Annotated in this window: 19 protein-coding genes; 11 read left to right on the top strand and 8 right to left on the bottom strand. The window is 64.6% G+C overall.

All coding sequences use genetic code 11. The features are described 5' to 3' along the window. The first annotated feature begins 25 nt into the window (after positions 1–25). From tldD to HV770_RS07585, 4 genes are all read left to right on the top strand, one after another. Entirely contained in the window at positions 26–1,492 is a 1,467-nt protein-coding gene (tldD, locus tag HV770_RS07570; RefSeq protein WP_175158803.1) for a metalloprotease TldD, read from the top strand. A 416-nt stretch (positions 1,493–1,908) separates the two neighbouring features. Further along, on the top strand, positions 1,909–2,982 hold the full coding sequence (gene aroG / locus HV770_RS07575) for a 3-deoxy-7-phosphoheptulonate synthase AroG (RefSeq protein WP_168664739.1): 1,074 nt from the start codon (positions 1,909–1,911) through the stop codon (positions 2,980–2,982). Positions 2,983–3,169: 187 nt separating this feature from the next. Further along, entirely contained in the window at positions 3,170–3,508 is a 339-nt protein-coding gene (locus HV770_RS07580) for a type II toxin-antitoxin system RelE/ParE family toxin (RefSeq protein WP_175158852.1), read from the top strand. A 3-nt stretch (positions 3,509–3,511) separates the two neighbouring features. Beyond that, on the top strand, positions 3,512–3,844 hold the full coding sequence (locus HV770_RS07585) for a helix-turn-helix domain-containing protein (RefSeq protein WP_175158804.1): 333 nt from the start codon (positions 3,512–3,514) through the stop codon (positions 3,842–3,844). A 21-nt stretch (positions 3,845–3,865) separates the two neighbouring features. Here the strand turns inward: HV770_RS07585 and HV770_RS07590 are convergent, their stop codons facing one another. Continuing rightward, a complete protein-coding gene (locus HV770_RS07590; RefSeq protein ID WP_175158805.1) occupies positions 3,866–4,420 on the bottom strand; it encodes a cob(I)yrinic acid a,c-diamide adenosyltransferase in 555 nt (184 codons plus the stop codon). Between the two features lie 419 nt (positions 4,421–4,839). On the opposite strand from HV770_RS07590, the gene HV770_RS07595 reads away from it, so the two are divergent. The 6 genes from HV770_RS07595 (at position 4,840) to proC (ending at position 11,929) form a co-directional block, all read left to right on the top strand. After that, positions 4,840–6,255: an FAD-linked oxidase C-terminal domain-containing protein gene (locus tag HV770_RS07595; protein ID WP_175158806.1), complete on the top strand. Its 1,416-nt coding sequence runs from the start codon at positions 4,840–4,842 to the stop codon at positions 6,253–6,255. 116 nt (positions 6,256–6,371) lie between these two features. Further along, the gene (locus HV770_RS07600) at positions 6,372–7,865 is read left to right on the top strand and encodes an FAD-linked oxidase C-terminal domain-containing protein (protein WP_175158807.1); all 1,494 of its coding nucleotides are present in this window, start codon (positions 6,372–6,374) and stop codon (positions 7,863–7,865) included. 139 nt (positions 7,866–8,004) lie between these two features. Further along, on the top strand, positions 8,005–9,093 hold the full coding sequence (gene glcE, locus HV770_RS07605) for a glycolate oxidase subunit GlcE (RefSeq protein WP_175158808.1): 1,089 nt from the start codon (positions 8,005–8,007) through the stop codon (positions 9,091–9,093). 8 nt (positions 9,094–9,101) lie between these two features. Continuing rightward, positions 9,102–10,328 (top strand): glycolate oxidase subunit GlcF, encoded by a 1,227-nt coding sequence (gene glcF, locus HV770_RS07610; protein ID WP_175158809.1) that lies wholly within the window; start codon positions 9,102–9,104, stop codon positions 10,326–10,328. A gap of 39 nt (positions 10,329–10,367) precedes the next feature. Beyond that, positions 10,368–11,066, top strand: a complete 699-nt coding sequence (locus HV770_RS07615; protein ID WP_175158810.1) for a YggS family pyridoxal phosphate-dependent enzyme — start codon at positions 10,368–10,370, stop codon at positions 11,064–11,066. A gap of 47 nt (positions 11,067–11,113) precedes the next feature. Next, on the top strand, positions 11,114–11,929 hold the full coding sequence (proC, locus tag HV770_RS07620; RefSeq protein ID WP_175158811.1) for a pyrroline-5-carboxylate reductase: 816 nt from the start codon (positions 11,114–11,116) through the stop codon (positions 11,927–11,929). Between the two features lie 273 nt (positions 11,930–12,202). Here the strand turns inward: proC and ubiA are convergent, their stop codons facing one another. From ubiA to recG, 7 genes are all read right to left on the bottom strand, one after another. Further along, on the bottom strand, positions 12,203–13,066 hold the full coding sequence (gene ubiA / locus HV770_RS07625; RefSeq protein ID WP_175158812.1) for a 4-hydroxybenzoate octaprenyltransferase: 864 nt from the start codon (positions 13,064–13,066) through the stop codon (positions 12,203–12,205). Between the two features lie 234 nt (positions 13,067–13,300). After that, the gene (locus tag HV770_RS07630; RefSeq protein WP_175158813.1) at positions 13,301–13,795 is read right to left on the bottom strand and encodes a Dps family protein; all 495 of its coding nucleotides are present in this window, start codon (positions 13,793–13,795) and stop codon (positions 13,301–13,303) included. Between the two features lie 153 nt (positions 13,796–13,948). Beyond that, a complete protein-coding gene (locus HV770_RS07635) occupies positions 13,949–14,122 on the bottom strand; it encodes a hypothetical protein (protein WP_175158814.1) in 174 nt (57 codons plus the stop codon). Positions 14,123–14,203: 81 nt separating this feature from the next. Beyond that, entirely contained in the window at positions 14,204–15,658 is a 1,455-nt protein-coding gene (locus HV770_RS07640; RefSeq protein WP_175158815.1) for a catalase, read from the bottom strand. Between the two features lie 67 nt (positions 15,659–15,725). Beyond that, complete coding sequence (locus HV770_RS07645) at positions 15,726–15,872, bottom strand: hypothetical protein (RefSeq protein ID WP_175158816.1); 147 nt, start codon at positions 15,870–15,872, stop codon at positions 15,726–15,728. A gap of 229 nt (positions 15,873–16,101) precedes the next feature. After that, the gene (locus HV770_RS07650) at positions 16,102–17,061 is read right to left on the bottom strand and encodes a LysR substrate-binding domain-containing protein (RefSeq protein ID WP_168669736.1); all 960 of its coding nucleotides are present in this window, start codon (positions 17,059–17,061) and stop codon (positions 16,102–16,104) included. A 129-nt stretch (positions 17,062–17,190) separates the two neighbouring features. Beyond that, positions 17,191–19,581, bottom strand: coding sequence for an ATP-dependent DNA helicase RecG (recG, locus tag HV770_RS07655; protein ID WP_175158817.1), 2,391 nt, complete (start codon positions 19,579–19,581; stop codon positions 17,191–17,193). Positions 19,582–19,741: 160 nt separating this feature from the next. Here recG and queA point away from each other — a divergent pair, with 160 nt between their 5' ends. Further along, the gene (queA, locus tag HV770_RS07660; protein WP_175158818.1) at positions 19,742–20,797 is read left to right on the top strand and encodes a tRNA preQ1(34) S-adenosylmethionine ribosyltransferase-isomerase QueA; all 1,056 of its coding nucleotides are present in this window, start codon (positions 19,742–19,744) and stop codon (positions 20,795–20,797) included. Positions 20,798–20,978 lie beyond the last annotated feature (181 nt).

Below are 20,978 nucleotides of genomic sequence, written 5' to 3' on the forward strand. Positions count from 1 at the left end.
TCCTATCGAGCAGAACATACTTCGCATGAACATCATCGAACCCGGTATCCGTAATCTCGCCACCGCCAAGGACATCCTCCTGACGCCCTACGGTCTCGACGAATCCCTGCTCACCCGCACGCTCGCCGAGATCTTCACGCACAAGATCGACTACGCGGACCTGTACTTCCAGTACACGCGCAGCGAAGCGTGGAGTCTCGAAGAAGGCATCGTGAAGTCGGGCAGCTTCAGCATCGACCAGGGCGTCGGCGTGCGCGCCGTGTCGGGCGACCGCACCGCTTTCGCGTACTCGGACGACCTGTCGCCCGAAGCGATTCGTCAGGCGGCGCTCGCCACCCGCTCGATTGCCAAGGCGGGTGGCGGCAAGCAGAAGATCAAGGCAGCTACGTCGCTGACCGGCATCGCCGGACGCGACTTGTACCTGCCGTCCGATCCGCTCCATTCGCTCGACGCGACCGCCAAGGTCAAGCTGCTCGAGCGCATCGAACAGATGGCGCGCGGCCGCGATTCGCGCATCCAGCAGGTGATGGCGGGCCTCGCCGGCGAATACGACGTGGTGCTGGTCGCGCGCAGCGACGGCGGCTTCGCGGCTGACATCCGGCCGCTCGTGCGCGTGTCGGTCACGGTGATCGCCGAGCAGAACGGCCGCCGCGAAATCGGCAGCGGCGGCGGCGGCGGGCGTTTCGATTACGGCTATTTCACCGACGAAGTGCTGTCGCGCTACGTCGACGACGCGGTGCATGCGGCGCTGGTCAACCTCGACGCGCGTCCGGCGCCGGCCGGCGCGATGACCGTCGTGCTCGGACCGGGCTGGCCCGGCGTGCTGCTGCACGAAGCGATCGGCCACGGCCTCGAGGGCGACTTCAACCGCAAGGGCTCGTCGGCATTCGCGGGACGTATCGGCGAACAGGTTGCCGCCAAGGGCGTGACCGTGGTCGACGACGGCACGCTGCCGAACCGCCGCGGCTCGCTCAATATCGACGACGAAGGCAACCCGACCCAGTGCACGACGCTGATCGAGGACGGCATCCTGAAGGGCTACATCCAGGACACGCTGAACGCGCGGCTGATGAAGATGCCGGTCACCGGCAACGCGCGCCGCGAATCGTACGCGGCGCTGCCGATGCCGCGCATGACCAACACGTACATGCTCAACGGCGACAAGGACCCGCAGGAAATTCTCGCGTCGGTGAAGAACGGCTTGTACGCGGTGAACTTCGGCGGCGGCCAGGTGGACATCACGAACGGCAAGTTCGTGTTCTCGGCCTCTGAGGCGTACATGATCGAAAACGGCAAGATCACGTACCCGGTCAAGGGTGCGACGCTGATCGGCAGCGGTCCGGAATCGCTGAAGTACGTCAGCATGATCGGCAACGACATGAAGCTCGATTCGGGCGTCGGCGTGTGCGGCAAGGAAGGCCAGAGCGTGCCGGTGGGCGTCGGTCAGCCGACGCTGCGCATTGACCGGATGACGGTGGGCGGCACGGCCTGACCCCCGTAAAACGCATACTTCGTGCATGCAATGGGCGGAGTATGCGGGTTTTCCGCATTTTTGCGCCCCTATGCTTGCCAGCCGAGCTTGAGCGGGTTATAAAGTCACTCACCCTTTTTGACCAGCGACCTCATTTCGCCATGTCCGCCAAGTTTTACTTTTACTTTTTTTGGTATCTCAGACCGCTGGCGGATCGAGAGGGGTGTTAGTGCACGCAGGACACCGAGAATTCCCGAAAAACCGCCAGCTAAGCCTGGCGGTTTTTTTTCGCCTCACACATCTGCAACCGCAGTTGAAACCGCATCTAGAACTTTGTCGTTGAACATTTTTTGATTGTGGTCCGCTCTGGCATCGCTGCCTCATCACAGCCTTCGTTGCCCGCGCGAACACGCTACGAACCGATTCAGGAGAACAACATGCCCCCGCACAACACCGACGATGTCCGCATTCGCGAATTGAAAGAACTCACACCGCCCGCTCACCTGATCCGCGAATTCGCCTGCGACGAAACGGTGTCCGACGTGATCTACAACTCGCGCAACGCGATGCATCGGATTCTGCATGGCATGGAAGACCGGCTGATCGTGATCATCGGCCCGTGCTCGATTCACGATCCGAAGGCGGCGATGGAATACGCCGGGCGCCTGATCGAGCAGCGCAAGCGGTTCGCCGGTGAACTCGAAATCGTGATGCGCGTGTACTTTGAGAAGCCGCGCACGACGGTCGGCTGGAAGGGTCTCATCAACGACCCGCATATGGATAACAGCTTCAAGATCAACGACGGCCTGCGCGCCGCGCGCGAACTGCTATTGCGCATCAACGAACTGGGCCTGCCGGCCGGCACCGAATACCTCGACATGATCAGCCCGCAATACATCGCCGATCTGATCTCGTGGGGAGCGATCGGCGCGCGCACCACCGAGTCGCAGGTGCATCGCGAACTCGCCTCGGGACTGTCGTGCCCGGTCGGCTTCAAGAACGGCACGGACGGCAACGTCAAGATCGCGGTCGACGCGATCAAGGCCGCCTCGCAGCCGCACCATTTCCTTTCGGTCACCAAGGGTGGTCACTCGGCGATCGTGTCGACGGCCGGCAATGAGGACTGCCACATCATCCTGCGCGGCGGCAAGACGCCGAACTACGATGCGGACAGCGTCAACGCGGCTTGCGCGGACATCGGCAAGGCCGGTCTCGCAGCACGCCTGATGATCGACGCGAGCCACGCAAACAGTTCGAAGAAGCACGAGAACCAGATTCCGGTGTGCGCGGATATCGGCCGCCAGATTGCTTCGGGCGACGAACGGATTGTCGGCGTGATGGTGGAGTCGCACCTGGTGGCAGGCCGCCAGGATCTGCAGGAAGGTTGCGCACTGACGTACGGCCAGAGCATCACCGATGCGTGCATCGGCTGGGACGAAAGCGTCGCCGTGCTCGAAGGTCTCGCCGAAGCGGTCAAGCAACGGCGCGTTGCGCGCGGCAGCGGCAACTAAAGCGCTGCCACGCTGCCTTCAGGCAGATCCGTAGAAAGCCCGGCTCGTCGAGCCGGGCTTTTTTTTGGCCGAACGGCCGAATGGTGCTTCATGTGCCGCCTCTGTACCGTAACAGCTCATCGCCGGGTCGCGGGCGACTTGACCTGCTGGGATGGTACGTATAAAATTTTGTACAGAAAGGGCGGTTATGGAGAAGGAAAAAGAAATTCGCTGGTTGGGTTCCAGCTATCGCGATTTACTCGCCTTTCCCGAAGAACCACGTCGTCGAGCGGCATTCCAGCTCGGCAAGATCCAGGCGGGACTCGACCCGGACGACTGGAAGCCGTTCGACTCGATCGGCGCCGGAACTCGCGAAATCCGCGTCAGGAATCCTGACGGCATTTTTCGCGTGATGTACGTGACCAAGTACGTCGAAGCGCTGTATGTGCTGCATTGCTTCCAGAAAAAAGCGCAGAAGCTGGAGCCGCATGACAGGACGATTGCCGAGACGCGATACCGCGCCATCATCAACGATAGGAAAACTTAACAAATGACGATCGACACGAAAATTCGTCACGTGACCCGGCCCGGTGCGAATCTGTTCCTCGAACTGGGCTTTTCCGCCGCCGAGGCGAAGCGCCTGCACACCGCATCGCAAAAGCAGATCAACGACACGCGGCTGCTGAAAGAGCAATTGATGACCGAACTCTCCAGCTGGATCGAACAACACCATCTGAAGCAGGCTGAGGCCGCCGAGATTCTGATGGTGTCGCGTCCGCGTGTATCCGACGTGGTCAACAAGAAAACCACCAAGTTCACCATCGACACGCTGGTCGAAATGATGAGCCGCATCGGCAAGCCGGTTACGCTGGCCGTCGGCTAACGTGTGCCGCTTGTCCGCACGCTAGCCCGCGTTGCGATCGTGCTGCCACAGCACGTCGGTGCCGCCGTCAGCGCGATTGAGCACGCGCGCGAGCACGAACAGCAAGTCCGATAGCCGGTTCACGTACTGACGCGGCGCCGCGTTGATTGGCTCGTCTTCTCCCAATGCCACGATCGCCCGCTCGGCGCGGCGGCAGACGGTACGGCACACATGCGCAAGCGCCGCCGAGCGCGAGCCGCCCGGCAAAATGAACTCCTTCAGCGGCGGCAATGCCGCGTTGTAATCGGCGAGCCAGCCGTCGAGTTGAGCGAGGTGCCGGTCGGTGATCATCGTGTGGCCGGGAATGCAGAGTTCGCCGCCGAGATCGAACAGATCATGCTGGATCGCGACCAGCGCCGCGCGCACCGTGTCAGGCAGCGTTTCGCACAACAGCACGCCTAGGTTCGAATTGAGTTCGTCGACATCGCCAATCGCGGCAATGCGCGCGCTGTCCTTACATACGCGGCGACCGTCGCCCAGTCCGGTGGTACCGTCGTCGCCCGTGCGGGTCGCGATCTTGCTCAAGCGGTTGCCCATGATGTCTCCCATCCATTCAGTGACGATGCGTCCATGCAAATGGCACGGTTCAGCGCAAAACGGCCGGCCGGCCATCGCGTTTATCCATATTGCGCGCATCGTGAAGTCGCCGTCATTATAGAAGCGGTGAGCGTCCTGACGCCGGCCGGCGGGCGATCGGCGTAAAATGAAATAGCTGCTGCAAACAAGCTGTACCCAAAATTTCAGCAATCGTTTTTCATGGGAGCGGAGTCGGTGCTTTGCGCTCGTTCCGGTCGACCGCGTTGCATGGGACCGGACCAAGCGCTAAAGCGCTAACTCCGGTCGACCGCGTTGCATGGGACCGGACCAAGCGCTAAAGCGCTAACTCCGGTCGACCGCGTTGCATGGGACCGGAGTAAGCGCTAAAGCGCTAACTCCGGTCGACACAGGAGACATGCGTGAATCATCCCGTACCGCCGGCCCCGCTGCGCCGGCCTTTTCCCGCCGAGCTGCTCGACGCCCTCAAAGCGACCTTCAGCGAGCGCGTGTCGGTTGCCGAAGCCGTGCGTGCCCACCACGGCCGCGACGAATCGCCGTTCGACCCCCAACTGCCTGACGCCGTCGTGTTCGCGCGCACGACCGAAGACGTGCAAGCCGTCATCAAACTGTGCGGCCAGTACAACGTGCCGATCATTCCATACGGCAACGGTTCATCGCTCGAAGGACATCTGCTCGCCGTACAAGGCGGTGTGTCGATCGATCTGTCGGAAATGAACCGCGTGCTGTCGATCAACGCCGAAGACCTCACCGTCACCGTCGAGCCCGGCATTTCGCGCAAGCAGTTGAACGAAGCGCTGCGCGACACCGGCCTCTTCTTTCCGATCGACCCGGGCGCCGACGCGAGCATCGGCGGCATGTCGGCCACGCGCGCGTCGGGCACCAACGCCGTGCGCTACGGCACGATGCGCGAGAACGTGCTCGGCCTGACCGTCGTGCTCGCCGATGGCCGCGTGATCAAGACCGGCACGCGGGCGCGCAAGTCGTCGGCGGGTTACGACCTGACGCGTCTGTTCGTCGGCTCGGAGGGCACGCTCGGCGTGATCACCGAAATCACTGTGCGCCTCTATCCGCAACCGGAAGCGGTCTCCGCCGCGGTATGCGCATTTGCGTCGATGGGCGATGCGGTGCGCGCGGTCATCGAAACGATCCAGATCGGCGTGCCGATCGCGCGCGTCGAGTTCGTCGACTCGCTCGCGATCCGCTCGATCAACCGCCATTCGAATCTGACGCTGCGCGAAGCGCCCACGCTGTTCTTCGAATTTCACGGCACCGAGGCCGGCGTGAAGGAACAGGCCGAACTGGTCCAGGAGATCGCCGCGCAGAATGCCGGCGAAGGCTTCGAATGGGCGACGCGCCCGGAAGACCGCAGTCGTCTGTGGAACGCGCGTCACAACGCCTATTTCGCGATGCTGCAACTGAAGCCCGGCTGCCGCGCCGTCACGACCGACGTCTGCGTGCCGATCTCGCGTCTCGCAGAATGCGTGGTGGAAACGGAGCAGGATCTGAAAGCGTCGCCGCTGCCCTGCCCGATCGTCGGCCATGTCGGCGACGGCAACTTCCACGTCGCGATCCTGATCGACCCGAACAAGCCCGAAGAGCTAGCGGAAGCTGAGCGTCTGAACCATCGCATCGTGCAACGCGCGCTGCGCATGGACGGCACCTGCACCGGCGAGCACGGCGTCGGCCTGCACAAGATGGGCTTTCTGCTCGAAGAACACGGCGATGTCGCCGTCGATACGATGCGCTCGATCAAGCACGCACTCGATCCGCGCAACCTGATGAACCCGGGCAAGATTTTTTCCTGGGCAGCCTAGCTATGGGATAGGCATTGTCGGGCGCGGCTGCATTGCATTGGCCGCCGCGCCGGCGTCGAAACAAGGCTGCTCGAAACATGAGCAAGCCTGGCGAAAGGCACGAGGAGACAAGTCACATGAACGCACCCGCTGAACTGACGGCTGAAGTACTCGCCCAGCGCCAGCGCGAAGTCGTGCAGGCGCTGATGGCCGTGTTGCCGACCCATTGTCTGCTGTATCGCGAGGAAGACACCGTCGCCTACGACTGCGACGGCCTCGCCGCGTACCGGCGTCTGCCGCTCGCGGTCGCGCTGCCGGAGACGGAATCGCAGGTGCAGCGCATCGTGCAGATCTGCCACCGGCTCGACGTGCCGATCGTGCCGCGCGGCGCGGGCACCGGCCTGTCAGGCGGCGCGATGCCGATCCGTCATGGCGTCGTGGTGTCGCTTGCGCGCTTCAGGAAAATCGTCGAAGTCGATCCATACGCGCGAACCGCCACGGTGCAACCGGGCGTGCGCAATCTGTCGATCTCCGAAGCCGCGGCGCCGTACGGCCTGTACTACGCGCCGGACCCGTCGTCGCAGATCGCCTGCACGATCGGCGGCAACGTCTCGGAGAATTCCGGCGGCGTGCATTGCCTCAAGTACGGCCTCACCGTGCACAACGTGCTGCGCGTGCGCGCGGTGACGATGGAAGGCGAGATCGTCGAATTCGGCTCGCTCGCGCCGGACGCGCCCGGACTCGATCTGCTCGCGGTGGTGATCGGCAGCGAGGGCATGTTCGCGATCGTCACCGAAGTCACCGTCAAGCTGATCCCGAAGCCGCAAACGGCGCAGGTCATCATGGCGAGTTTCGACGACGTCGTGAAAGGCGGCGAAGCGGTCGCCTGCATCATCGCGGCGGGCATCATTCCGGCGGGCCTCGAAATGATGGACAAACCGGCCACACGCGCCGTCGAAGAGTTCGTCAAAGCCGGCTACGATCTCGACGCGGCGGCGATCCTGCTGTGCGAGTCGGACGGCACGCCCGAAGAGGTCGCCGACGAAATCGTGCGCATGACCGCGGTGCTGCGCGAACAGGGCGCGACGCGCATCCAGATTTCGCGCTCCGAGGCGGAGCGGCTACGCTTCTGGTCGGGCCGCAAGAACGCATTTCCGGCCGCGGGCCGCATCTCCCCGGACTACTACTGCATGGACGGCACCGTGCCGCGCCGCAGTATCGGGCCGCTGCTCGCGCGCATCGAAGCGATGGAACAAACCTACCGCTTGCGCTGCATCAACGTCTTCCACGCGGGCGACGGCAACATGCATCCGCTGATCCTCTTCAACGGCAACGACCAGGACGAGTGGCACCGCGCCGAGGCGTTCGGGTCCGACATCCTCGAAGCGTGCGTCGAACTGGGCGGCACGGTGACGGGCGAGCATGGCGTCGGCATCGAGAAGATCAATTCGATGTGCGTGCAGTTTTCGCCCGAAGAGCGCGACACGTTCCACGCGGTCAAGCGCGCTTTCGACGCGCCCGGTCTGCTCAACCCGGACAAGGGCATTCCCACGCGAGCGCGCTGCGCTGAATACGGCAAGATGCACGTGCGCGGCGGCTTGCTGCCTCACCCTGAGCTGCCGCGCTTCTAGCAGTAAGCAGGCGCATGGCCACGCTGCTGCGGCGGTGCTTCCCGGTCCTCGACCCTGATTACCCGATGCGGGTCCGCTCCTGGTTGCCAGCGAGCCCCCGCCCGGTACAATCAAACGAAACACAACGAAGCAGGACACCATGGAAGAGGACGACATCGTCGCCGTATGGTCGGAACGCGTGCGTTCGGCCAGCGCCGAGGGGCGCGCGTTGCGCATCCGTGGCGGCGGCACCAAAGACTGGTATGGTCAGACGCTGGAAGGTGACATCCTCGACACGCGCGCTTATCGCGGCATCATCGCGTACGATCCAGCGGAGCTTGTCGTCACCGCGCGCGCGGGCACGCCCCTGCTGGAGGTCGAAGCCGCGCTCGCCGAGCACGATCAGATGCTCGCCTTCGAGCCGCCGCACTTCGGCCCGCAGGCCACCTTCGGCGGCTGCATCGCGGCCGGCATCGCCGGGCCGCGCCGCCCTGCCGCAGGCGCGGCACGCGACTTCGTGCTCGGCGCGGTCATCATGAACGGTCAGGGCCAGAAACTCCATTTCGGCGGCCAGGTGGTGAAAAACGTCGCTGGCTACGACGTTTCGCGTCTGATGGCCGGCTCGCTCGGCACGCTCGGTCTGATCCTCGAATTGTCGATCAAGGTGCTGCCGCTGCCGCAGGCCGAAGCCACGCTCAAGTTCGACATGAATGGCACCGACGCGGTCCGCAAGCTGAACGAATGGGGCGGCCGCCCGCTGCCGATCACCGCGAGCGCATGGCGTCACGGCACGCTCGCCGTGCGCCTCGCGGGCGCCGAAGCGGCGGTCAAGTCGGCGCGCACGTCGCTCGGCGGCGAGGTCGTCGATGCGGTCGAAGCGGAGCGTTTCTGGGCCGGCCTGCGCGAGCAGACCGACTCGTTCTTCGCGGCCATTCCGCCGAAGGCCGCGCTTTGGCGTCTCGCGCTGCCGTCGATCACCGAACCTTTGCAACTGCCCGGCGCGCAACTGATGGAATGGGGCGGCGGCCAGCGCTGGTGGATCACCGACACCGACGCACAAACCGTGCGCATCAGCGCAAAACAGGCCGGCGGTCATGCCACGATCTTCCGCACCGGCCACGGTTACGACCGCAGCGCCGGTGTGTTCACGCCGCTGCCCGCGCCGCTGATGAAAATCCATCGCGGCCTGAAAAGCGCTTTCGACCCGGCCCGCATCTTCAATCGCGGCCGTCTCTACCCCGACTTCTGAGCGACGCGATGCAAACCAACCTCGCGGACTTCATTCGTAATACGCCCGATGGCGATGAAGCCGATGCCATCCTGCGCAATTGCGTACATTGTGGTTTCTGCACGGCCACCTGCCCGACCTACCAGTTGCTCGGCGACGAACTCGATGGGCCGCGCGGGCGCATCTATCTGATCAAGCAGATGGTCGAAGGCGCGCCGGTCACGCGCAGTACCCAGGTTCACCTCGACCGCTGCCTCACCTGCCGCAATTGCGAATCGACCTGCCCGTCCGGCGTGCAATACGGCCGGCTGGTGGAAATCGGCCGCAAGCTCACCGAAGAAAAAGTCACGCGCCCGCTCGGTCAGCGGATGCTGCGCCGGGTGCTCGCGAGCGTCGTGCCGAACAGCGCGGTCTTCACGCCGACCATGCGCCTGGGCCAGCACTTTCGCCGCGTGCTGCCGAAGAAACTGCGCGACAAGGTGCCCGCGCGGCAGCGACCGCTCGAATGGCCCACCGCGAAACATGAGCGCAAGATGCTGATGCTCGCGGGTTGCGTGCAACCGTCGATGATGCCGAACGTGAACGTCGCCACGGCGCGCGTGCTCGATGCGCTTGGCATCGAAACGGTGATCGCGCCCGACGCCGGCTGCTGCGGCGCGATCCGCCTGCATCTGGGCTACAACGACGAGGCGCTCGACGACCTGCGCGTCAATATCGACGCATGGTGGCCGTACGTCGAGCAGGGCGCGGAGGCGATCGTGATGAACGCCTCCGGCTGCGGCGCGACGGTCAAGGAATACGCGCACCTGCTGCGCCACGATCCGGCCTATGCGGAGAAGGCGCGCCGCATCGTCGAATTGACACGCGACATTTCGGAGATCCTGCCCGAGTTCGAGCAAGCGCTCACCGCCGTCACGCGCCGCCGCTCGGTGCATACCGTGGCGTTCCATCCACCCTGCACGCTGCAGCATGGCCAGCAGGTGCGCGGCAAGGTCGAGCATCTGCTCACCGCGCTCGGCGTCGAAGTGCGTCTGCCCGTCGACAGTCATCTTTGCTGCGGCTCGGCCGGCACCTATTCGCTGACGCAGCCGAAGCTGTCGTACGCACTGCGCGATCAGAAGCTCGAACGGCTGCAGGCACTGGAGCCGCAGGTGATCGTGTCGGCGAACGTCGGCTGCATTGCGCATCTGCAAAGCGGCACATCGACGCCGGTTGCGCATTGGATTGAATTGGTCGAGCACATGCTGTCCGTATAATCGGGTCATCGCTTTTCGCTGAACCACCGGTTACGTTCGATGCCCGATCTGATTCACAACCTCGAAGCGGTGCGACAGCGCATCGCCACGGCCGCGCACGCGGCCGGACGCGACGCGCGTTCGGTCATGCTGCTCGCGGTCTCGAAGACCTTCCCCGCCGAAGACGTGCGCGCGGCTCACGCGGCCGGCCAGCGCGTGTTCGGCGAGAACTACGTGCAGGAGGCGCTCGCCAAGATCGAGTCGCTCGCCGATCTGCGCGCGTCGCTCGAATGGCATTTCATCGGCCCCTTGCAATCGAACAAGACGCGGCCGGTCGCCGAGCATTTCGACTGGGTGCATTCGGTCGATCGCCTGAAGATCGCGCAGCGGCTGTCCGAACAGCGCCCTGACAATCTGCCGCCGCTGAACGTGTGCCTGCAGGTCAACGTCAGCGGCGAGGCATCCAAGAGCGGCGTCGGCATTGCCGAGGCGGTCGAAGTCGCGCAGGAAATCGCCGCGCTGCCGAAACTGAATTTGCGCGGGCTGATGTCGATTCCCGAACCGGCGGGCGATATCGACGCGCAACGCGCGCCGCATCGCCAACTGCGCGAGTTGTTCGAGCGTCTGCGCGACGACGGACTCGAGCTCGACACGTTGTCGATGGGCATGTCGAGCGACCTCGAAGCAGCCGTGCTCGAAGGCGCGACAATCGTGCGAGTCGGCACCGCGATCTTCGGCGCGCGGGATTACGCTCACTGACCTTTCCGGGCCGTCCAGGCTCTTCACCGAACCTCATTCGGAATATCATGAAAATTGCTTTTATCGGCGGCGGCAACATGGCTGCGGCATTGATCGGCGGCCTCATCAAGCGCGGCGTCGCGCCTGCGGACCTCTACGCGATCGATCCCAACGAAGACGCGCGCAAGCGCAATGAGCAGCAGTTCGGTATCCGCACCGGTGCGGGCGCGGACGCCGCGCTCGCAGGGTACGACGCCGTCGTGCTGGCGGTGAAACCGCAGATCCTGAAGAGCGTCGCTCAAGCATTGGCGCCGCATCTGAAGGCGTCGCAACTGGCGATCAGCATCGTCGCGGGCATTCGCATGTGCGACATGTCGCGCTGGCTGAACGGCCACGGCCGCATCGTGCGCGTGATGCCGAATACGCCGGCGCTGATCGGCATGGGCGTGACGGGCCTCGTCGCAACTGGCAGCGTCGACGCAGCGGGTCGCGCGCTCGCTTCGCAGGTGCTCGGCGCGGTCGGCGAAACGGTCTGGTTCGACGACGAAGCGAAAATCGACGCCGTCACCGCGATCTCGGGCAGCGGTCCGGCCTACGTGTTCTATTTCATCGAAGCACTGCAGGAAGCCGCCCGCCAACTCGGCATGGATGAAGCGCAGGGCCGCGCGCTGGCCGTCGCGACTTTCACCGGCGCGGCGCAACTGGCGGCGAATTCGGACGAGCCGCCGAGCGTGCTGCGCGAACGCGTGACCTCGAAGGGTGGCACGACGGCCGCGGCGCTGACGTCGTTCGACGCGAGCGGCATCAAGGACGCGATCGTGCGCGGCGCGCTCGCCGCCGATGCGCGCGCGAAGGAAATGGGCGACGAGTTCGGCAAGCAGTAAGCGCGGGTGATGGTAGTGCGTTAGCGGCGGCCTGGCGGGCTGCCGCATTTGACGAAGCTTAGCGGCACCGTGGTTAGAGCCGCGATTGACCAACCTTTAGCGGCACCGTGGCGAGAACGAAACACTGCGGAATCAAAACGACGCAGCGCTTCGCTCCATAACGCAGTCCGTTGCTACCAATCCGCTACAAGTCCACTGCAATTGCCCTGCAACTCTTCGCGGCGCACGCTCCACGCGGAGCCAAACCGCTGCCCTGCGGACGTGCAGCAAACATCAAAACGAAGCCACCGCATAATGCGCGGCAATCCCGGCAAACAGCGCGCCGCCCAGCCAGTTGTTATGCCGGAAAGCGGCGAAGCACGCCATCCGCTCGCGCTCGCGGATGAGCGTGTAGTGATAGACCGCGCAGGCCGCCGCTGCGGCCCAACCCACCCAGTACAGCGCGCCGAAGCCGAGCATCACACCAATGCCGACGTAAATGCCGAGCGTCACGGCATAGCACAGCATGATCGCGGCCACGTCGAAGCGGCCGAACGTGAGCGCCGACGTGCGGATGCCGATCTTGATGTCGTCGTCGCGATCGACCATCGCATATTCGGTGTCGTACGCGACCGACCAGAACACGTTGGCGAGCAGCATCACCCATGCGAGCATCGGCACGTGGTCCTGAATCGCGGCGAACGCCATCGGAATGCCGAAGCCGAACGCGATCCCGAGATACGCCTGCGGAATCGCGAAGAACCGCTTGGTGAACGGGTATGAACCGGCGACGAACAGCGCCGCCACCGAAAGCTCCCTCGTCAGCGTGTTCAGCGGCAAGATCAACAGGAACGCCAGCAGCGACAACCCGGCCGCCAGCGCCACCGCTTCCCACGCCTTGATCTTGCCCGACGTGATCGGCCGATTTTCAGTGCGCTTCACGTAGCGGTCGAAATCACGATCCGCATAGTCGTTGATCGCGCAGCCCGCCGAGCGCATCAGCACCGTGCCCACCGTGAAGATCACCAGCAGCGGCCAGGACGGATGTCCGTCGGACGCGATCCACAGCGCGTTGAGCGTTGGCCACAGCAGCAACAGGCTGCCGATCGGCTTGTCCATGCGCACGAGGCGCAGATACAGGGGAAGTCGGGCGAACATGGCGGAATCGGTGAAGTGGATGAAGTGCGCAAACGTTGCGGCTATTTTACGGGATGCACGCGGGCGGCTGTTTTTCGGGCGGGCGCGCTCCGAAACGCGAGGCCTGCCGCGCGGTTCGCTGAGCGGCACCGCAAAAAACAAAGCCTCCCGCGAAGGGAGGCTTTGTGCCGTTTCAGTGCAAACAGCGCAACGTCGGCGCCTGAGCGGAGCGGCTCGCTCGCGAGGCGGCGACGCTCAAGCGAGCATCGAGCGCAGCATCCACGCGGTCTTTTCGTGCGTTTGCATGCGTTGCGTCAGCAGGTCGGCGGTCGGCTCGTCGTTGGCGGCTTCCGTCGACGGGAAAATCGCGCGTGCGGTGCGCACCACCGCCTCCTGGCCTTCCACCAGCTGGCGAATCATTTCTTCCGCGGCGGGCACGCCGTCCGCTTCCGGAATCGACGACAGCCTCGCGAAATCCTTGTAGCTGCCCGGCGCATGCACGCCCAGCGCGCGGATCCGTTCAGCGATCGAATCGACTGCCAGCGCCAGTTCGTTGTATTGCGTTTCGAACATCAGATGCAGCGTGTTGAACATCGGACCCGTCACGTTCCAGTGGAAGTTGTGGGTCTTCAGGTACAGCGTGTAGGTGTCGGCGAGCAAACGCGACAGACCTTCTGCAATCTTCTTGCGATCCTTGTCGCTGATCCCGATATTGACGTGCTGTACGGCTGCGGCTTCTTTCTTGGCCATGATGACTCCTTCGAAGAGTGATACGAACCGGTCGGCAAAGTGACGGTTTGCGCAAGGCAAACGCGAAACATCGAACGCTCGACAGTTTAGCCTGGAAATCTGCTGCGTTCGCGTGACACATGGCCACTTGCCGCTTTGACGGGTCGACTGCGATCAACCGTCCAGCCTGTGTTGCAGGGCCTGCGCGACGAGCACCGCCCACCCGCTCGCGACGATCGCGAAACCGGCTGCCTTGCGCACGCCGAATGCCCGCGCGAGTGTCTGCCGCCGTTGCGCACCGCGTGCTGCCGGCGAGCCGCCAAGCGCGGCCATCATCATCTGAATCATGATCGTACTCCCGCGATTCGTATCGATACCGGCGGGACGCCGCTGCGCCCCGCTTTGCTGCATCGCTTCAACTACCGTTGCTTACTTCTTGACGCTTTCCGCCAGTTCGGCCAAAGCGGCGATCACGCCTTCTGCATAGGCCGGATCGGCGCGGCGGAAATGCTCGATCTGACGCGCGACGATGTCCTGCGGCACACCATCGATGTGGCGCGCGATGTTGCCGAACAAACGCTGGCGCTGTGCCGCATCGAACAGCGCGAACAGCATGCCCGGCTGCGTGTAGTAGTCGTCGTCAGCGCGATGATCGTAGCGATCCACGGCGCCTGCCGCGAGCGGCGGCTCCGACGCGTTCGGGTCCTGTGCGAAGTCGCCGAAACGGTTCGGCTCGTAGTTCACGTTGCCGCCGAGGTTGCCGTCCGTGCGCAGCGCGCCGTCGCGATGAAACGAATGCGCGCTCGGCACGCGCGGCGCATTCACCGGAATCTGATGGTGATTGATGCCGAGGCGATAGCGCTGCGTGTCACCGTACGAGAACAGGCGCCCCTGCAACAGACGGTCCGGCGAAAAGCCGATACCCGGCACCACGTTGGCCGGCGTGAATGCGGCTTGCTCGACGTCCGCGAAATAGTTCGCCGCGTTGCGGTTCAACTCGATCGTGCCGACGTCGATCAGCGGATAGTCCTTCTGCGACCACACCTTCGTGATGTCGAACGGATTGAAACGATAGTTCGCCGCCTCCGCTTCCGGCATCACCTGAATCGCGAAGCGCCATGCCGGGAAGTTGCCCGCGTCGATGTTGCCGACCAGATCACGCTGCGCACTCTCGCGGTCCTGCGCAACCACTTGCGCGGCTTCGGCATCGGTGAAGTTTTCGATACCTTGCATCGACTTGAAGTGGAACTTGACCCAGAACCGCTCGTTATTCGCGTTGATGAACGAGTACGTGTGCGAACCGAAGCCGTGCATCTGCCGATAGTTCTTCGGAATGCCGCGGTCGCTCATCAGAATCGTCACCTGATGCAGCGACTCCGGATGACGCGACCAGAAGTCCCACGCGGCGACGTTGCTGCGCATGTTGGTGTACGGATTGCGCTTCTGCGTGTGGATGAAGTCCGGAAACTTAAGCGGATCGCGGATGAAGAACACCGGCGTGTTATTGCCGACCACGTCCCAGTTACCCTCGTCGGTGTAGAACTTGATCGAGAAGCCGCGCACGTCCCGTTCGGCATCGGCCGCGCCGCGCTCGCCCGCCACCGTCGAAAAGCGCATGAAAAGCGGCGTTTCCTTGCCGAGCGCCGCGAACACCTTTGCCTTCGTGTAGCGCGAGATGTCGTGCGTGACCTTCAGCGTGCCGAATGCGCCCGAACCCTTGGCGTGAACGCGGCGCTCGGGAATCACTTCGCGGTCGAAGTGAGCGAGCTTTTCGAGCAGCCAGACGTCTTGCAGCAAGACCGGGCCGCGCGGGCCGGCGGTCATCGAATTCTGGTTGTCGGCGATCGGCGCGCCGGCGGCATTGGTGAGCTTGCGTTCGGACATGGTAACTCCTGTGATTCTTATTGAAAGAGAGCGGGCAGACGCGGCATGAATGCCGCCAGCCGCTGCGTTAAGCGGACAAGGCCCGATCGACCAGCAACGACAACGCGACGGTGCGTATGCTCGGCGCCGAAGCTGTCGCGCAGACCGCGGCTGCGGCTGCGGCTGCCGGTTGGGCGACAAGCGCGTGAAGTTGCTGCGAGTCAGGTTGCACCATGATTTCCTCCTGGGCCTTATCAGATAAGGGATCGGGCGATCCATGGAGGAAACTATACCAACGCTATTAAAAGTACGTGTTTGATTAATTTTATCTATTTGATAGGCGAGAGGCGGACCCGGAAAGCGCGGGACTGCACTTCGCAAGATCGCGGCGCGCGCAAGGGCGTGCGCCGTGCCGAGGGTCGGCCAAAGGCACCGACCGGCACAGAGAAGGAAGAGATGGAACGCTAGTTGACCGCGACCGGCAGATCGAGCTTCTTGACGCCCGGCAGATCGCAGGCGCTGATCGCATCGCAAATGGCGTCGATCGCGGGCATGCGCGTGAAGCTCTTGCGCCACGCGAGCACGACGCGGCGATCCGGCACGGGCTCGTCGAATGCGACGTAGCTGAGCAGGCCTGCGTCGATGCCGCCCGCGTGCGGCTTGACCTCATGCACCGACATGCGCGGCAGGACGGTGATCCCGACGCCGCTCGCGACCATATGTCGAATGGTCTCCAGCGACGACCCTTCGAAGGTCTTCTGGATGCCGTCGGCGTTCTGCGAAAAACGCATCAGTTCCGGGCACACGCCCAGCACGTGATCGCGGAAGCAGTGGCCGCTGCCGAGCAGCAGCATGGTTTCCTGCTTCAGGTCGTCGGCGTCGATTTTCTGGCGGTTTTCCCACGCGTGGCCTGACGGCAGCGCGACGACGAACGGCTCGTCGTACAGCGGGCGCAGCATCAAACCGGTTTCGGGAAACGGCAACGCCATGATGGCGACGTCGATTTCACCCTGCTTGAGCAGTTCGATCAGCTTGAGCGTGTAATTTTCCTGCAGCATCAAGGGCATCTGCGGGACGCGCTTGATCATCTGCTTGACGAGCGTGGGCAGCAGGTACGGCCCGATCGTATAGATCACGCCGAGCCGCAACGGTCCGACCAGCGGGTCCTTGCCCTGCTTGGCGATTTCCTTGATCGCGAGCGTCTGTTCGAGCACGCGCTGCGCCTGCGTGACGATCTGTTCGCCGATCGGCGTGACGCTGACCTCGCTGGTGCCGCGCTCGAAGATCTGCACATTCAGCTCGTCTTCGAGCTTCTTGATAGCGACCGACAACGTCGGCTGGCTGACGAAACACGCTTCGGCGGCCCGGCCGAAGTGCCGCTCGCGGGCAACCGCCACGATGTATTTCAATTCGGTGAGCGTCATTGGGGGACCAATCAGTGCAATGAATTCGATAGGTTCTAGTTATACACCCTATGGGGTCGGTTCGCCACTTCTTGTTTCGGGGCTGACGCACGAGTCGTGCAGCGGCTTTTCCACGACGTCAAACCCGCTTCACGCTTTCAGATAGTGCTCGCGCGCCCCGAGCCACCGTGCCAGATGCTGCAACACCACCTCCGGATACTGCTCGAGCAGCACCGCGGCCGCCTCGCGCGCGGGTTCGATCAGCCACTGGTCGTTTTCAAGGTCGGCGAAGCGCAGCATCGCCGCGCCCGACTGGCGCGCGCCCAGGAACTCGCCCGGTCCGCGAATCTCGAGATCGCGCCGGGCGATCTCGAAGCCGTCCGTCGTTTCGCGCATGGTCTGCAGGCGCGCGCGCGCGGTCATCGACAACGGCCCGGTGTAAAGCAGGACGCACACCGACGCCGCACTGCCGCGCCCCACCCGTCCGCGTAGCTGGTGCAGCTGCGCGAGGCCGAAGCGCTCCGCATGCTCGATCACCATCAGCGACGCATTCGGCACGTCGACGCCCACTTCGATCACCGTGGTCGCGACCAGCAGCTGCACCTCGTTGCGGGTGAACGCGTCCATCACCGCGGCCTTCTCGGCGGGGGCGAGACGTCCATGCACGAGGCCGACCTTCAACTCGGGCAGCGCGGCCACCAGTGTCTCGTAAGTCTCGACCGCGGTCTGCAATTGCAAGGTTTCGCTTTCCTCGATCAGCGGACACACCCAGTACACCTGACGCCCGCTCAGCGCCGCCTCGCGCACCCGGCCGATCACTTCCTCGCGCCGCGCGTCGGAGACGAGCTTGGTCAGGATCGGCGTGCGGCCCGGCGGCAATTCGTCGATGGTCGAGACGTCGAGGTCGGCGTAGTAGGTCATTGCGAGCGTGCGCGGAATCGGAGTCGCGGACATCATCAATTGATGCGGCTGGAAGTCGCGCGCGCCGTCGGCGGCGTTGAGCGCCTTGGCGCGCAGCGCGAGCCGTTGCGCGACGCCGAAGCGGTGCTGCTCGTCGACGATCACGAGCCCGAGGCGGGCGAACTCCACCGCGTCCTGAATGATCGCGTGCGTGCCGATCACGAGTTGCGCGGTGCCGAGCGCGGCGGCTTCGATTGCGGCGCGCTTCTCTTTGGTCTTCAGACTGCCCGCCAGCCACGCGACGCTCACGCCGAGCGGCTCCAGCCAGCCGCGCAATTTTCGCGCGTGCTGTTCAGCGAGGATTTCGGTCGGCGCCATCAGCGCGGCCTGGTAGCCGGCGTCGATGGCCTGCGCGGCGGCCAGCGCGGCGACGATCGTCTTGCCGCTGCCGACGTCGCCTTGCAAGAGCCGCTGCATCGGATGCGGCTGGGTCAGATCGAGCGCGATCTCGCCGCCGACACGCTCCTGCGCCCTCGTCAGCGAAAACGGCAGGGCCTTCAGCAGTCGCGCCACCAGCGCCGACTCGTCGCCCTGCTTGCGGCGCGGCATGGCGGGCGCGGCACGGGTGCGGCGCTCGTCGTGTGCGCGCTTGAGCGACATCTGCTGGGCGAGCAGCTCCTCGAACTTGATGCGCACCCACGCCGGATGCGTGCCGTCGATCAGCGCGGTCTCGTCGGACTGCACGCCGGGGTGATGCAGCGTGCGCACGGCATCCATCAGCGACGGCACGCCGAGCGGCTGGAGGTGCGCCCGCGCGACCGGTTCGGGCAGCAACTCCGGCAACGACGTGCGCGACAAGGCGTTGTCGATCGCCTTGCGCAGATACGCCTGCGTGACGCCCGCAGTGCTCGGGTAGACGGGCGTCAGCGCCTGCGGCAGCGGCGTGTCCTCGTCGACCACGCGCACCGCCGGATGCACCATCTCCATGCCGAAGAAGCCGCCGCGCACGTCGCCGCGCACCCGCAGCCGCGCGCCGATCGCCATCTGCTTGACCTGCGAGCCGTAGAAGTTCAGAAAGCGCAGGACGAGTTCGTCGCCGGCGTCGTCGCGCAGCTTTACCAGCAACTGACGGCGCGGGCGATAGGCGATCTCGTTGTCGAACACCACGCCTTCGGTTTGCGCGATGCCGCCAGGCAGCAGGTGGCCAATCGGCGTCAGCGAGGTTTCGTCCTCGTAGCGCATCGGCAGATGCAGCACGAGGTCGATCGCGCGCGTGAGGCCGAGTTTGGCGAGCTTGTCGGCGGTTTTGACGGGGGGTTTGGCGGTGCGTTTTTCCGCGCCTTCGTCGACGCCTTTGCCGGCGCCCCTCGCGGCGGCTTTGGCGGCGGCCTTCGGCGTGGACTTGCCGGCGGGCTTGTCACCGAAGGGGTCGGCCGCGCCGAACGGCGCCGTCGCGCCGGCTGATCCTGCGGGTTTGTCGCCGGCCAGGCCCGCTTCCGGCGCACCCTTTTCGCTCGCCAGCGTCGCGCCCGCCCCCACCTCGCTCACCTGCTGCGCCGCGTTGCCTCGCGCGACGCGGCGCTTCGGCTCGGCGCTCACTTCATCGGTAGCGGAGGGCAAACGGCGGTCGGACAAAGGCATGGGCTGCTTCGCAAGTACAATATCGGCTGTCAAAGGGTTCGCCGCCGACGGGGTTTACCGCAGGCGCGTGGGCTAGCGGGCCGCTCTGGCGTCCCGCAATCATAGCCGCCCGGCTCCGGCTTCGGCTCAATTCAGTCTCAATTCGCTTCCAGTCGTTCGCATGTTTACGCTTTCCGATTTCGATTTCGATCTGCCGCCCGAACTGATCGCGCAAGTCGCCCTGCCCGAGCGCAGCGCCAGCCGTCTGCTCGAGGTGGACAACACGGGCGGCGCCGATGCCGCGCGTCTGATCGACCGCCGCTTCGCCGAGTTGCCCGAGTGCATCGCGCCCGGCGATCTGCTGGTCTTCAACGATACCAAAGTCCTGAAGGCGCGCTTCCTCGGCCAGAAGGCCAGTGGCGGCAAGGTCGAGGTGCTGGTGGAGCGCCTCACCGGCGAGCGCACGGCGCTCGCGCAGATCCGCGCGAGCAAGAGCCCGCAGCCGGGCACCACGCTGCGTCTCGCGGACGCGTTCGACGTCACGCTCGGCGAGCGGGTCGAGCCGTTCTACACGCTGCATTTCCCCGACGACTGCCTGACGCTGATCGAGCAGTTCGGCCGGCTGCCGCTGCCGCCGTACATCGAGCACGACCCCGATTCGACCGACGAGACCCGCTATCAGACCGTGTTCGCGCGGAATCCCGGCGCGGTCGCGGCGCCCACCGCCGGCCTGCATTTCGACGACGCGCTGCTCGCGCAACTCGACGCCCGCGGCGTGGAACGCGCAACGCTGACGCTGCACGTCGGCGCGGGCACGTTCCAGCCGGTGCGGGTCGAGAATCTCGCCGAGCACAAGATGCACAGCGAGTGGTATCACCTGCCGCAGTCGCTCGCCGACAGGATCGCGGCGACCAAGGCTCGCGGCAATCGCGTGGTCGCGGTGGGCACGACGTCGATGCGCGCGCTCGAAGCCGCCGCGCGCGACGCCGAAGCCGCCGGCCGGCCGCTCGCCGCGGCCAGCACGGAAACCGACATCTTCATCACGCCGGGCTACCAGTTCCGCGTGGTCGACCGGCTGGTGACGAATTTCCATTTGCCGAAGTCGACGTTGCTGATGCTGGTGTCGGCCTTCGCCGGCGTCGAGACCATTCGCGCGGCGTACCGTCATGCGATCGAAGAACGTTACCGGTTCTTCAGTTACGGCGATGCGATGCTGCTCACGCGCCGCGACGTCTGAAACAGCCTCGCCGTTTGAAGTTTTTGCAGTCCCCAGGCCGCCGCGAACATTCGCGGCGGCGTTTCAACGTTTGGGGCTGTCGATCAGAGTCAGCGCCTTAGCGCTTTCCCGGTCCGATGCAGAATCACCCATCCGAAGTCCGTTCCAACATTCGCGCCGGACTGTTTTCCGGTAGCCCAGG

This window comes from Paraburkholderia fynbosensis (assembly GCF_902859935.1).
Taxonomy (GTDB): Bacteria; Pseudomonadota; Gammaproteobacteria; order Burkholderiales; family Burkholderiaceae; genus Paraburkholderia; species Paraburkholderia fynbosensis.

Excerpts from the sequence above, each read along its gene's own strand:
- HV770_RS07585 (WP_175158804.1), top strand. The coding sequence starts at position 3,512 with ATGACGATCGACACGAAAATTCGTCACGTGACCCGGCCCGGTGCGAAT.
- tldD (WP_175158803.1), top strand. The coding sequence starts at position 26 with ATGAACATCATCGAACCCGGTATCCGTAATCTCGCCACCGCCAAGGAC.
- queA (WP_175158818.1), top strand. The coding sequence starts at position 19,742 with ATGTTTACGCTTTCCGATTTCGATTTCGATCTGCCGCCCGAACTGATC.
- HV770_RS07615 (WP_175158810.1), top strand. The coding sequence starts at position 10,368 with ATGCCCGATCTGATTCACAACCTCGAAGCGGTGCGACAGCGCATCGCC.
- proC (WP_175158811.1), top strand. The coding sequence starts at position 11,114 with ATGAAAATTGCTTTTATCGGCGGCGGCAACATGGCTGCGGCATTGATC.
- HV770_RS07640 (WP_175158815.1), bottom strand. The coding sequence starts at position 15,658 with ATGTCCGAACGCAAGCTCACCAATGCCGCCGGCGCGCCGATCGCCGAC.
- recG (WP_175158817.1), bottom strand. The coding sequence starts at position 19,581 with ATGCCTTTGTCCGACCGCCGTTTGCCCTCCGCTACCGATGAAGTGAGC.
- HV770_RS07580 (WP_175158852.1), top strand. The coding sequence starts at position 3,170 with ATGGAGAAGGAAAAAGAAATTCGCTGGTTGGGTTCCAGCTATCGCGAT.
- HV770_RS07645 (WP_175158816.1), bottom strand. The coding sequence starts at position 15,872 with ATGGTGCAACCTGACTCGCAGCAACTTCACGCGCTTGTCGCCCAACCG.
- HV770_RS07590 (WP_175158805.1), bottom strand. The coding sequence starts at position 4,420 with ATGGGCAACCGCTTGAGCAAGATCGCGACCCGCACGGGCGACGACGGT.
- glcE (WP_175158808.1), top strand. The coding sequence starts at position 8,005 with ATGGAAGAGGACGACATCGTCGCCGTATGGTCGGAACGCGTGCGTTCG.
- HV770_RS07630 (WP_175158813.1), bottom strand. The coding sequence starts at position 13,795 with ATGGCCAAGAAAGAAGCCGCAGCCGTACAGCACGTCAATATCGGGATC.
- aroG (WP_168664739.1), top strand. The coding sequence starts at position 1,909 with ATGCCCCCGCACAACACCGACGATGTCCGCATTCGCGAATTGAAAGAA.
- glcF (WP_175158809.1), top strand. The coding sequence starts at position 9,102 with ATGCAAACCAACCTCGCGGACTTCATTCGTAATACGCCCGATGGCGAT.
- HV770_RS07600 (WP_175158807.1), top strand. The coding sequence starts at position 6,372 with ATGAACGCACCCGCTGAACTGACGGCTGAAGTACTCGCCCAGCGCCAG.
- ubiA (WP_175158812.1), bottom strand. The coding sequence starts at position 13,066 with ATGTTCGCCCGACTTCCCCTGTATCTGCGCCTCGTGCGCATGGACAAG.
- HV770_RS07650 (WP_168669736.1), bottom strand. The coding sequence starts at position 17,061 with ATGACGCTCACCGAATTGAAATACATCGTGGCGGTTGCCCGCGAGCGG.
- HV770_RS07635 (WP_175158814.1), bottom strand. The coding sequence starts at position 14,122 with ATGATTCAGATGATGATGGCCGCGCTTGGCGGCTCGCCGGCAGCACGC.